General features: G+C 54.6%; 12 protein-coding genes. 10 read left to right on the top strand and 2 right to left on the bottom strand.

The annotated features are described in order from the left end of the window. Positions 1-8: 8 nt before the first annotated feature. Positions 9-830: a pyruvate, water dikinase regulatory protein gene (locus FCH38_RS16130; RefSeq protein WP_149900354.1), complete on the bottom strand. Its 822-nt coding sequence runs from the start codon at positions 828-830 to the stop codon at positions 9-11. A gap of 408 nt (positions 831-1238) precedes the next feature. Here FCH38_RS16130 and hemE point away from each other — a divergent pair, with 408 nt between their 5' ends. From hemE to FCH38_RS16090, 8 genes are all read left to right on the top strand, one after another. Next, complete coding sequence (hemE, locus tag FCH38_RS16125; protein ID WP_174374357.1) at positions 1239-2273, top strand: uroporphyrinogen decarboxylase; 1035 nt, start codon at positions 1239-1241, stop codon at positions 2271-2273. Continuing rightward, a complete protein-coding gene (hemJ, locus tag FCH38_RS16120) occupies positions 2270-2815 on the top strand; it encodes a protoporphyrinogen oxidase HemJ (protein WP_174374356.1) in 546 nt (181 codons plus the stop codon). Before hemE ends, hemJ begins: the two co-directional genes overlap by 4 nt. A 186-nt stretch (positions 2816-3001) precedes the next feature. Continuing rightward, positions 3002-4267, top strand: a complete 1266-nt coding sequence (gene rho, locus FCH38_RS16115) for a transcription termination factor Rho (RefSeq protein WP_149900356.1) — start codon at positions 3002-3004, stop codon at positions 4265-4267. Between the two features lie 88 nt (positions 4268-4355). Next, the gene (gene mnmE, locus FCH38_RS16110) at positions 4356-5681 is read left to right on the top strand and encodes a tRNA uridine-5-carboxymethylaminomethyl(34) synthesis GTPase MnmE (protein ID WP_174374355.1); all 1326 of its coding nucleotides are present in this window, start codon (positions 4356-4358) and stop codon (positions 5679-5681) included. Positions 5682-5743: 62 nt separating this feature from the next. Next, a complete protein-coding gene (gene mnmG / locus FCH38_RS16105) occupies positions 5744-7627 on the top strand; it encodes a tRNA uridine-5-carboxymethylaminomethyl(34) synthesis enzyme MnmG (RefSeq protein WP_174374354.1) in 1884 nt (627 codons plus the stop codon). 11 nt (positions 7628-7638) lie between these two features. Continuing rightward, a complete protein-coding gene (gene rsmG / locus FCH38_RS16100) occupies positions 7639-8256 on the top strand; it encodes a 16S rRNA (guanine(527)-N(7))-methyltransferase RsmG (RefSeq protein ID WP_174374353.1) in 618 nt (205 codons plus the stop codon). A 19-nt stretch (positions 8257-8275) separates the two neighbouring features. Next, positions 8276-9067 (top strand): ParA family protein, encoded by a 792-nt coding sequence (locus FCH38_RS16095; protein ID WP_149900360.1) that lies wholly within the window; start codon positions 8276-8278, stop codon positions 9065-9067. A gap of 30 nt (positions 9068-9097) precedes the next feature. Beyond that, positions 9098-9979, top strand: a complete 882-nt coding sequence (locus FCH38_RS16090; protein WP_174374352.1) for a ParB/RepB/Spo0J family partition protein — start codon at positions 9098-9100, stop codon at positions 9977-9979. 62 nt (positions 9980-10041) lie between these two features. Here FCH38_RS16090 and FCH38_RS16085 read toward each other — a convergent pair whose 3' ends face one another. Next, a complete protein-coding gene (locus tag FCH38_RS16085) occupies positions 10042-10242 on the bottom strand; it encodes a DUF1674 domain-containing protein (protein ID WP_142842141.1) in 201 nt (66 codons plus the stop codon). A gap of 118 nt (positions 10243-10360) precedes the next feature. On the opposite strand from FCH38_RS16085, the gene htpX reads away from it, so the two are divergent. Further along, on the top strand, positions 10361-11320 hold the full coding sequence (htpX, locus tag FCH38_RS16080; RefSeq protein ID WP_153515416.1) for a zinc metalloprotease HtpX: 960 nt from the start codon (positions 10361-10363) through the stop codon (positions 11318-11320). Then, positions 11317-12702: an RsmB/NOP family class I SAM-dependent RNA methyltransferase gene (locus tag FCH38_RS16075; protein ID WP_174374351.1), complete on the top strand. Its 1386-nt coding sequence runs from the start codon at positions 11317-11319 to the stop codon at positions 12700-12702. Before htpX ends, FCH38_RS16075 begins: the two co-directional genes overlap by 4 nt. The last annotated feature ends 118 nt before the right edge of the window (positions 12703-12820 follow it).

Genomic DNA, 12820 nt, shown 5'->3' with positions numbered 1-12820 from the left:
GATTCGGATTATCGTGTCCTCGGACGAAGGGCAAGGATGGCAGCAGCCGTTTCCTCAATGGAGCGGCGTGTGACGTCGATCAGCGGCCAGTTGTTGCGGGCGCAGAGCGCGCGGGCATATTTCAGCTCTTCCATGATGGTGGCGCGATCCGTGTAACGGCCGCTGTCAAATCCGCCCGTCACACCCAGTTCCCGGTTTTCGCGCACCTGCGATATTCGGTCGGATGTTGCGACAAGACCGACGATCAGCGGACGGGTGGCAGCATAGAGGCTATCGGGCAGAGGCACATTGGGAACGACCGGGATGTTCGCAGTCTTTATTCCCCGGTTGGCGAGATAGATGCTGGTTGGGGTTTTTGACGTGCGGCTGATGCCGATGATGACAATATCGGCCTCGTCATAGGTCTCCGGCATTTGCCCGTCATCATGGTCCATGGCAAAATTGAGCGCTTCGATCCGCGCGAAATAATCGGCATTCAATACATGCTGCGCGCCCACTCGCCGTCTCGACGGCGCTCCAAGATAGGTCTGAAAGATGCCGATGATCGGTTCAAGGACGTTAACGCAGGGTACTCCGATCGCATGGCAGCGCAGATCCAGGAACTCGGCCAGTTGCTGGTCGACGATGGTATAAAGAACAATGCCCGGTTCCTTGTCGATAAGATCCACGACCTGGCCGAGCTGTTTCTGGTTCCTGATCATCGGATAAACATGTTCCACCGGCATCGAGGCATGGAACTGGGCCGAGACCGCGCGACCCGCCGACATCAGAGTCTCTCCCGTTGAGTCCGAAATCAGGTGCAGATGGAAGAAGCTTTTTTTGTTCTCCACGCTGTTTTTCTCCCGCTGTTGATAAACCGGGACAAACTTCAAAATTGTCCTGAGGGCCGAGCCGCGACATGAATAAGGTGGTGTTTTTCCACAATCCGCAAGTGGCTGCAATCATCCCCGGCGCGCCTGTGAATTATTGGAAGAACGTCAAATTGTTCAAAATTGTCCCCAAATTATCCACAGATTGAGCGTTCTAGTGGTACAATCTAAATTATTGAAATTATTTGAAAAATTTTCTTTTTCCAATTTACCTTGCGACACTCTGCCGGACAGTATTCACAGATGCTCAATGAACCTTGCGGCTGCGGCATTTCGACTGGAATGATTTTAATCCTTGCTACCCACAGACTCTAAGAAATAGAAAATCTTTTAAATCTCTTTGATTTTATTTTTTAGAAGTTGGGTGCCATGAACGAGCGTAAGGTAATGACGGTGTTGAACGGGCAGACGGTCACGCCGCCACCCATATGGCTGATGCGCCAGGCGGGACGCTATCTTCCGGAGTACAGGGAAACTCGGAAGAGTGCCGGAAGTTTCCTTGATCTCTGTTATAATCCCGAGTTGGCGGCAGAGGTTACCCTTCAGCCCATTCGCCGGTTCGGGCTGGATGCCGCCATTCTCTTTTCCGACATTCTGGTCATACCCGACGCGCTTCATCGCAACGTGTCCTTCAGCGAAGGCAAAGGTCCGGCCATGGACCCGATTGACGTAAGCGGCATCGAGAAGCTGAATGCGACGAATGTGATGACGCATCTTGCGCCTGTTTTCGAAACCGTTTCCCGTCTGCGCAAGACGTTGCCGAATGAAACGACGCTTCTGGGCTTTTGCGGCGCCCCCTGGACGGTTGCGACCTATATGATTGCTGGCCACGGAACGCCGGATCAGGCGCCGGCGCGGCTGTTTGGTTATCAGGAACCGGCCGCCATGGAAAAGCTGCTGGCCTTTCTCGCCGATATTTCCGCCGACTATCTGGTGGCGCAGATCGATGCCGGCGCTGATGCGGTGCAGATTTTCGATTCCTGGGCCGGTGTGCTCGGTGAAAAGGAATTCGAGGAATATGCGGTAAAACCGGTTGCCCGCATTATCGCATCGGTGCGCGCTCGTCGCCCCTCAGCAAAGATCATCGCTTTCGCCAAGGGTGCCGGTTATCTTCTCAAGGATTATCGCCGTAAAACGGGTGCAGACGCCATCGGGCTCGACTGGTCGGTGCCGTTGACCTTCGCCCGGGATTTGCAGAAGGAAGGCCCTGTGCAGGGCAATCTCGACCCGATGCTGATGGTGGCGGGCGGCAGGGCTTTGCAGGATGGTATCGATGCGGTGCTGCAGGCGCTTGGACAGGGTCCGCTGATCTTCAATCTCGGCCATGGCATTACCCCTCAGGCCGATCCGGAAAACGTTACCAGACTGGTGCAGCGGGTGCGTGCTGGCGGAGCCGGGGTATGAGCGAGGAGAAACAGACCTCTGCCCGTTCTGGAAACAGGGCAGCCTTGCGGGCCGGTATCGCACTCGGTGTCTTTGCGGTTTTCGTTGCCCTGTTGTTTTACGCCGACCCGGCCGATCTCTATCTCTGGATCAAGGCGCTGCATATCATCGCGGTGATCTCATGGATGGCGGCGATTTTTTATCTGCCGCGTCTCTTCATCTATCATACCGATGCGCCTGCCGGTTCGCAGCAATCCGAAACCTTCAAGGTGATGGAGCAGCGATTGATCAAGGTGATCATGAACCCGGCAATGATGATAAGCTGGATATTGGGGCTTTATCTGGCATGGTCGGTTTACGGTTTTTCCGGTGGCTGGCTGCATGCGAAGATCGCGCTGGTCGTGCTTCTAACAGCCACCCATGTTTATTTCACCCGCAGCGCCAAGCGTTTCGCCAGGGATGAAAATACCAGGCCTGCCCGTCACTGGCGGTTGATGAACGAGGTTCCAACGGTTCTGATGATCCTCATTGTCATACTTGTGGTTGTGAAACCCTTTGGTTAAGGGGCTTTGACGATAAATTTCGCGGAATTCGTGCTTTCCTCTTGCAGCGGCCGTATTCAGTCGCTATTTTCAGGCCACTCATCTTCGTGGCATGTGAATTATTCAGTCATCTGCGGCATTTCCCACAGCATCTGATTCGCGAACACGCCCTCCCCCGACATTACATTATTAGACGGTCTTCCCTTCATGGCTGAAATGAAGCTTCAGGAACTTAAGAGCAAATCGCCTACCGACTTGCTGACTTTTGCCGAATCCCTGGAAGTTGAAAATGCGAGCACCATGCGCAAGCAGGAGCTTATGTTCGCAATCCTCAAGGTTCTCGCGAGCCAGGATATCGAAATTCTCGGCGAAGGCGTCGTGGAAGTCCTTCAGGACGGTTTCGGTTTTCTGCGGTCTGCAAACGCAAACTATCTGCCGGGTCCGGACGATATTTATATTTCGCCCTCGCAGATCCGCCGCTTCTCGTTAAAGACAGGCGATACCGTCGAAGGCCCGATCCGTGGTCCCAAGGAAGGCGAACGTTATTTCGCGCTTCTGAAGGTCAACACGATCAACTTCGACGACCCAGAAAAAATCCGTCACAAGGTTCACTTCGACAATCTGACGCCGCTTTATCCGAACGAGCGGTTCAAGATGGAGCTGGAAATTCCGACGTCGAAGGATTTGTCGTCGCGGGTGATTGATCTTGTCGCACCGCTCGGCAAGGGCCAGCGTGGATTGATCGTTGCGCCGCCGCGCACCGGTAAAACGGTTCTGCTGCAGAATATTGCCCATTCTATCACGGCGAACCATCCGGAATGTTATCTGATCGTTCTTCTGATTGACGAACGGCCGGAAGAAGTCACCGACATGCAGCGTTCGGTCAAGGGTGAGGTTGTTTCCTCCACCTTCGACGAACCGGCTGTTCGCCACGTCCAGGTCGCCGAAATCGTCATCGAAAAGGCGAAGCGCCTTGTCGAACACGGTCGTGACGTCGTCATCCTGCTGGATTCCATCACCCGCCTCGGCCGCGCCTACAACACAGTCGTTCCCTCTTCCGGTAAGGTTCTGACCGGTGGTGTGGACGCCAACGCGCTGCAGCGGCCGAAACGTTTCTTCGGTGCCGCACGTAACATCGAAGAGGGTGGCTCGCTGACGATCATCGCGACGGCGTTGATCGATACGGGCAGCCGTATGGACGAAGTGATCTTCGAAGAATTCAAGGGTACGGGCAATTCGGAAATCGTGCTCGACCGCAAGGTCGCCGACAAGCGCATATTCCCGTCGCTCGACATTCTGAAGTCCGGCACGCGCAAGGAAGACCTGCTGGTGCCGCGTCAGGATCTGCAGAAGATCTTCGTACTTCGTCGAATTCTGGCCCCGATGGGAACGATGGATGCCATCGAATTCCTGATCGACAAGCTGAAGCAGACCAAGTCCAATTCGGACTTCTTCGAATCCATGAATACCTGATCCGGACCTTAGCCGGATTCATCTGAAAACCTTGAAGCCGCGTCCGTTTATTCGGATGCGGCTTGACTGTTTTAAACCGAGGTGAGTGATGCCTGCTTCCGCCGATACGATCTATGCGCTTTCAAGCGGTGCCTTGCCGGCAGGTGTCGCCGTGATCAGGATCAGTGGACCAAAGGCTTTTATGGCGCTAACGACGCTGACAGGTCAGGAACCCCCTCCACCAAGACGGGCTTTGCTGCGTTCGATTCGGAATCGAAACAATGAGATTATCGATCAAGCGCTGATCCTCGGTTTTCCGACGCCAAATTCGTTTACGGGTGAGAACTGTGTCGAGATACACAGTCATGGCAGCCGGGCAGTTCTAGCCTCGATTTTCGCCGAGCTGGAAAATCTGGAGGGGTTTCGCCCTGCCGATGCTGGTGAATTTTCCCGTCGTGCTTTTGAAAATGGCAAGATGGACCTTCTCGAAGTTGAGGGGCTGGCCGACCTGCTGCAGGCGGAAACGGAAATGCAGCGCCGCCTGGCGGTCGAACAGAGCACAGGTAAGCTGTCCGTACTCTATGATGGCTGGGCAGCGAGATTAACGCGGGCGCGCGCATTGATCGAGGCGGAGCTGGACTTCGCCGATGAAGAAGACGTACCGGATTCGGTTGCAACACAGGTCTGGGAGGCAATGTCGCAGTTGCGGCAGGAGATCTCTGATCATCTTCGCCACGGCGACGGTGAAGTCATCCGTGATGGGTTTAAGGTCGCTCTGGTTGGCGAGCCTAACGCCGGCAAATCCACTCTTCTTAATGCTCTGAGTGGCCGGGATGTTGCGATCGTCACCAATATAGCTGGCACGACGCGGGACGTTCTGAGCGTTGATATAAATCTGGATGGCTATCTTGTTCGGATATTCGATACAGCAGGCATTCGGGATACTAAGGATGTCGTCGAACAAGAGGGTGTTCGACGGGCCAAGTTGACAGCCGAAAATGCCGATCTCATTCTGTTGCTGCAGGATAATGATTCGTTTCCGAAACAATCCCCGATTTCGTTCACTAACACACGGCATCTCCATCTACGTACGAAGTCAGCTCTTTCGTCAGATTCTCCCGAGGCCCTATTTGATCTCTCCATCTCTGCTAAGGAGGGACACGGCCTGGACGAATTGCGATCGGTGATCATTCAGGAGATCAATAAGCGGGTTGGAGCCGGCCAGACGTTGGTTCCCGCCCGTGCCCGTCACAAAAAACGGCTTGAAGAGACGCTGAACTATGTTAGTGATGCGCTGGAATCCGAAGCCATGGACCTCGCGATTAGGTCAGAATATTTACGGCTCGCGGCGACATCGCTTGGACGCATTACCGGTCGCGTCGATGTGGAAGATTTGCTCGGCGTAATCTTCTCGGAATTCTGCATAGGAAAATGATTCACGTGAAACATTGGCTACTGCGGTGGCTATGTGGGTGATTTAGGATAAGGCGTAGTGATATGCACCAGTCATTTGATGTCATTATTATCGGAGGCGGGCACGCCGGCAGCGAAGCCGCCGCTGCCGCCGCGCGACATGGTGCAAAAACCGCCCTCATCACTCATAAGCGCGAAACGATCGGGGTGATGTCTTGTAACCCCGCAATCGGCGGACTTGGCAAAGGGCATCTGGTTCGTGAGATTGATGCGCTTGACGGGTTGATGGGCAGGGTCGCTGATGCTGCCGGTATTCAGTTTCGTATGCTCAATCGCAAAAAGGGTCCCGCCGTTCGCGGACCTCGGACGCAGGCGGACAGGCGGCTTTATCGCGAGGCGATGCAGCGCGAAATCGACGCGATTGAAAATCTGACGATTATTGAGGGTGACGCCTTTGATATCGAAATGGTTGGTGATCGGGTTGCAGCTGTCATTATGGCGAATGGTAGCCGGATTCTGTGTGGGGCCGTTGTTCTGACAAGCGGGACTTTCTTGCGGGGCCTTATTCATATCGGTTCCGAAAAGATTCCCGCCGGCCGTGTCGGCGAAAAGCCGTCATTGGGTCTTTCCGAGACACTTTCTCGTCTTGGCCTGGTTATGGGGCGGTTGAAAACGGGCACGCCTGCGCGGCTCGACGGTCGTACCATTGACTGGGGTGCCGTAGATCGGCAGGGAGCGGATGAGGAACCGGTACCCTTCTCCTTTATGACAGATCACATTCTCAACCCGCAGATCGAATGCGGCGTAACCCGCACGACGCCGGCCGGGCATAAGATTATCCAGGACAATATTCATCTTTCGGCGATGTATTCCGGTCAAATTGAAGGTGTTGGCCCACGCTATTGTCCGTCGATCGAGGATAAGATCACCCGTTTTGGGGAGCGGGACGGCCACCAGATATTTCTGGAACCAGAAGGTCTCGACGACCACACCATCTATCCGAATGGTATCTCGACCTCCCTTCCCGCCTTAGTGCAGGAGCAATTTATCCGTACCATACCTGGGCTCGAACAGGTCACTATTCTTCAACCCGGTTATGCCATCGAATATGATTATGTCGATCCACGAGAGCTCAAGCCTTCGCTGGAATGTCGTAAAATTCCAGGCCTGTTCCTGGCCGGACAAATCAATGGCACTACGGGTTATGAAGAAGCGGGTGCGCAGGGTCTCGTCGCAGGATTGAACGCTTCTCTATACGCGAGCAATACCGATCCGCTCTATTTCAGCCGAACGGAATCCTATATCGGCGTCATGATCGATGATCTGACATCTAAGGGCGTAAGCGAACCCTATCGCATGTTTACGTCGCGGGCCGAATATCGGCTTTCCCTACGGGTGGATAATGCCGATTTGCGGCTTACGCCAATTGGCCAAAGGACTGGCATTATCGGGTCTGAGCGTGAAAAGCGCTTTGAAGCATTTATTGCTGACCTGGAATCGGCTCGTGAACTGATGAGGGCAATTTCCATCAGCCCCTCGCAGGCGGCGAAGCAGGGATTAAAACTCAATCAGGATGGGCAGCGCCGTTCCGTTTATGAACTACTCGCCTATCCCGATATAACACTGGATGTTTTGACGCCACATTGGCCCGAACTGGAATCGCTTCGGGGCAAGGTTGCAGAAGTTCTGGAAATCGAAGCGAGCTATGCGGTTTATATGCAGCGGCAGAGCGCGGACATTGTTGATATCAAGCGCGATGAAGATAGAAAGATTCCGGATGATTTCGATTTCCAAAGTCTCTCAGGCCTTTCCAATGAACTGAAACAAAAGTTGGAAAAGGCCCGTCCCGAGAACATTGCGCAGGCTGCGCGTGTTGACGGTATGACACCGGCTGCGATATCGCTGCTGCTTGCGCTTCTGCGGAAAAATTCTGCGGGGCAAGGCGAAAAATTGCGCATGCACCAATAGCGAGTCGGATTATGAAGATAAACGGCCAGAGTGTTTCACGTGAAACACATGAGAGGCTCGAGCACTTTGTCGAGCTTTTTAAGAAGTGGAATAGAACCACAAATCTGGTCGCGCCCTCCACTCTCACGGAGCTTTGGAGTAGGCATGTGGCCGACAGCGCCCAGATATTCCAGATGTCTCCCACTCCACAGAAATGGGTCGATTTAGGCAGCGGCGGCGGCTTCCCCGGCGTTATTACAGCTATTTTTCTGGCCGAACTCGGTGACGGTTGGGTTGATCTGGTTGAAAGCAACAATAAAAAAGCCGCGTTTTTGCGGATTGCGTTGAAGGAAACCGGAGCAAGAGGCGCAGTTCATCCGGTGAGGATCGAAAGAGCGCCTGAAATCATAAACACTTGCGATGCGGTTTCTGCGCGGGCGCTTGCCGAGCTTGATCTGCTGTTCGATTATATACATCCCTGGGCGCAGAATAATCCAAATCTCAAGGCCTATTTTAATAAAGGCCGGGATTATGATTTCGAAGTGCAGAAAGCGCATGGTCGCTGGCAGTTTGATCTGATAAAACATCAGAGTGCCATTGAGGCAGATTCTGTTGTTCTTGAAATCAGCAACCTCGCTTTGAGGCGCTGACAAGCTGGCCAGGTGCGGTATGACTGAAAAAAACCGGATTATCGCAGTTGCAAACCAGAAGGGCGGCGTTGGAAAAACAACGACTGCCATTAATCTCGCAACGGCACTGGCGGCTATTGGTGAGCGCGTATTGATCATTGATCTGGATCCGCAGGGCAATGCCAGCACAGGACTTGGGATTGACCGCAAGGAGCGCAAGCTTTCCTCCTACGATCTTCTGGTGGGCGATCATACCATCGGTGAAGTTGCTGTTCCGACGGCAGTTCCAAATCTTGACATCGTGCCGTCGACCATGGATTTGCTCGGTTTCGAGATGCAGGTTGCCAATGTTTCCAACCGGGTGTTTCTGTTGCGCGCGGCCATGGAAACGCAAGAGGCAAGAGATTATTCCTATATTCTCGTCGATTGCCCACCCTCGTTCAATCTTCTGACCATGAATGCCATGACGGCCGCCCACTCCGTGCTGGTGCCACTGCAGTGCGAGTTCTTCGCTCTTGAAGGTCTTAGTCAGTTGCTGGATACCGTCAGTCAAATCCGCAGTTCGGTTAATCCGCAGCTTGATATCCAGGGTATCGTTCTGACGATGTTCGACGCGCGGAACAATCTCGCACAGCAGGTTGTCACTGACGTGCGTACCCATTTGGGAGAAAAGGTTTACCACACGCTCATTCCGCGTAATGTTCGTGTCTCCGAAGCACCGTCTTATGGTAAACCGGCAATTCTTTATGATCTGAAATGTGCTGGCAGCCAGGCCTATCTGCAGCTGGCGTCGGAAGTGATTCAGAGAGAGCGGCTGCGCAAAGCCGCCTGACGTCTGCCGGAATGTATGGAGTAATATCTTATGAGTGATGATCTTTCCAAGCGTCGACTCGGGCGTGGTCTTGCGGCATTGATCGGCGAAATGGATCAGCCGATGCCAGTGGGCGAGCCGCAGCGCGCCGTCAATGCCGACCGCACCATTCCGATTGAATTCATCGCTCGCAGTCAAAGAAACCCAAGACGCCATTTCGATGAGAACGAGCTGCAGGATCTGGCCGCATCCATTCGCCAGCATGGAATTGTTCAGCCTGTGGTCGTGCGGACGGTTGGTGTCAACCGTTACGAGATTATCGCCGGTGAAAGACGCTGGCGCGCGGCGCAGCTGGCTGGCTTTACCGATGTGCCTGTTATCGTCCGCGATGTGGATGACCGCACTGCACTTGAGCTGGCCATCGTCGAAAACGTGCAGCGTTCAGACCTGAACCCGCTTGAAGAGGCGATGGGCTATGAACAGCTGATCGCCGAGCACGGCTATACCCAGAATGATCTCGGTGAGATTATTGGCAAGAGCCGCAGCCATGTTGCAAACAGCCTCCGGCTTTTAAAGCTTCCCGATCCGGTGCGTGATATGCTAGCGGATGGCTCGCTCTCCGCAGGTCATGCGCGGGCGCTTGTTTCCACATCCGATCCGGCAAATCTGGCGCGGACGATCGTTTCCAAGGGATTGTCGGTGCGTGACGCCGAGCGTCTGGCGCAAAACGATATTAAATCACAGGGTGACGTTGCGGAGAAGCGACCAGCGGCTGAGAAGGATTCTGATACTGTCGCGTTGGAACGCAGCCTGTCTGATGCTCTGGGGCTGGATGTAAAGATCAACCACAAGGGCGGTTCGGGGCAAATCCGCATCGGATACCGCACACTCGAACAGCTGGAAGCGGTCTGCCGACTTCTGGAACAGAAATAGTCAAGTGTTTGTTTTTGTTTATAAATACCCGCTTTCGGCGGGTATTTTCATTTTGGGACGGTTCAAAAGTCGATAGCCCGGCCCTTTATTTCATAATCACCGAAACGAACAGGTTCGGCACCACCGCGGCCGCCCGTTTCCGGCGGCAATTGAAGGTCCGCCTGTTGCCTGCGTCGCTCTTCGGCCTCTTTCAAGGCACGTTCCGCTGCCGGCGATAGCCGCCTCGGCGTTTCCGCGCCGTTGTCATTATCCGCATCTTGCATCAGAAATCCTCCCTATAACGGGATATTGAAATATGTTTGGCGTTTACCAGATTATATAATCGAGCGGGGTTTATAAACCCTGCAATAGTCCTGATGAGCGACAAGGAGAATATAACGGATGAACATGATGCGCACGGCAATGCTTCTGGCCTTCATGACGGCATTGTTCATGGGTGTCGGTTTTCTGATCGGCGGCAAGGGCGGCATGATGATTGCCCTTCTCATTGCCGCGGGTATGAACCTCTTCTCCTATTGGAATTCGGATAAAATGGTCCTCTCCGCCTATCGCGCGCGGGAGATCGATCAGGCGAATGCGCCCGAATTTTTCCACATGATCCGCGATCTTTCGCACAATGCCGGCCTGCCGATGCCGAAGGTCTATATTTACGACAGCCCGCAGCCTAACGCTTTTGCGACGGGAAGAAACCCTGAGAACGCCGCCGTGGCGGCCTCTACTGGCTTACTGGAGCGTCTTACCCCGGAAGAGGTGGCCGGCGTCATGGCGCATGAGCTGGCGCATGTGCAAAACCGCGATACATTGACCATGACGATCACCGCCACGATCGCGGGTGCTATTTCCATGCTTGGTAATTTCGCCTTCTTCTTCGGCGGGAACCGGGAGAACAATAATAATCCGCTCGGTTTTATCGGCGTGCTGGTTGCGATGATCGTTGCTCCGCTTGCCGCGATGCTGGTGCAGATGGCGATCAGCCGAACGCGGGAATATTCTGCAGACCGGCGCGGCGCGGAAATCTGCGGCAATCCGCTGTGGCTTGCCTCGGCGTTGCAGAAAATCTCCGGCATGGCGCAGCAGATTCACAATGACGATGCCGAGCGAAACCCGGCAACGGCGCATATGTTCATCATCAATCCCCTCTCCGGCGAACGTATGGACAATCTCTTTTCCACACATCCGAATACGGAAAACCGCGTAGCAGCGCTGCATGCAATGGCGCAGGAGTTTTCCCCGCGAGCATCGACGCCGCCGCCATCGGGTGATAGACCTCTGCGCAAATCAGGCTCCGTTCCCAATACGGGACGAAGCAACGAAAACGAGCGCAAGGGACCGTGGTCTTGACATCCGATATTCAGAATAAGCCGGCACGGTCTAAAAAAACGAGGTCCGCACAAGGCGGGGGCCGTGAAGACGGCCCTTCTTCTTTCGAGGATAAGCCCGGTCTTGCCACGCGCATCGCCGCGACCCGTATTCTCGCTGCCGTTCTGGAAAAGAAGACTTCGCTTGATGGCATGCTGGATAGTGAAAACGGCAATCCTGTCTATCGGGCGCTTTCCATTGCGGACCGGGCGCTGGTGAGAGCCATCGTCAATAGTGCGCTTCGCCACCTTCCCCGCATTGAAGCGGCATTGTCGATGCTGCTTGACGGGCCGTTGCCGCAGGGTGCGCGATCTCTGCACCATGTGCTTGTCGTCGGCGCGGCGCAAATGCTTTATCTCGATGTTCCCGATCATTCCGCCGTCGATCTGGCTGTTGAACAGGCACATCGTGACCCACGTAACAAGCGTTTCGTGAAACTGGTCAATGCCGTTCTCAGACGACTTGGCCGGGAGAAAGCAGAAATCGAACAGGCTATCGCTGCTGTGCCGGTGTTGCCGGACTGGTTCTATGCCCGTCTCGTGTCGGCTTACGGTGATGAAGTTGCAAAGCGGATTTCCGAAGCGCAGCTGACACCGGCCTCCATCGATCTCACAGTCAAGGCCGATCCGGCCCTGTGGGCGGAGAAGCTGGGCGGTACGGTTTTGCCGAATGGCAGCGTGCGTCTTGGAGACTTCGAAGGTCAGATACCTTCGCTTGAAGGCTTTACCGAGGGCGCCTGGTGGGTGCAGGATCTTGCCGCCAGCATGCCGGTGCGGCTGCTGGGAGACATCTCCGGCAAACGTGTCGCCGATCTCTGCGCGGCCCCGGGGGGAAAGACGGCGCAGCTTGCACTGGCGGGTGCAAAAGTGACGGCGCTGGACCAGTCCGGCAATCGTCTGCGGCGTCTCAGGGAAAATCTCGACCGGCTTGGCCTCCATGCCGAAACGGTGGAGGTGAACATGTTGAAGTACCAGCCGGAGCAGCTCTTTGACGCTGTTCTCCTGGATGCGCCCTGTTCGTCAACCGGTACGCTGCGCAAACATCCCGATGTTTGCTGGACCAAGGATGAAACGGACATTGCCAAACTTGCGGCTCTTCAGGGCCAGATGTTGCGGCATGCGCTGACATTGGTGGGTTCTGGCGGTGTGGTGGTGTTCTCCAACTGCTCGCTTGATCCTTCGGAAGGCGAAGAGATGATTGCGCAGGTTCTGGCGGAAAATCCAGGTGTGGAGCGTATTGCCGTTCGCAAGGAAGATTGGCCGGGAATGGAAGCGGCAGTCAGTCCCGAGGGTGATCTGCGCACGACGCCGGATATGTTCGGCGGTGTCGATGGGTTTTTTAGCAGTGTCTTGCGTAAGAAGTAGAAAAAAGCGAAGCTTTCGCGAATCATTGATATTTATCGATAATGTTCCGGTCATCACGGTTCACTGATAAAAACAAAACATGTGAAGCGGGAAACACAGCTTGTCAGGGTCCTTTGCA

This window comes from Agrobacterium tumefaciens, assembly GCF_013337285.1.
In the GTDB taxonomy this organism is placed as follows: domain Bacteria; phylum Pseudomonadota; class Alphaproteobacteria; order Rhizobiales; family Rhizobiaceae; genus Agrobacterium; species Agrobacterium burrii.
This window is presented reverse-complemented; position numbering and strand designations above follow the sequence as displayed.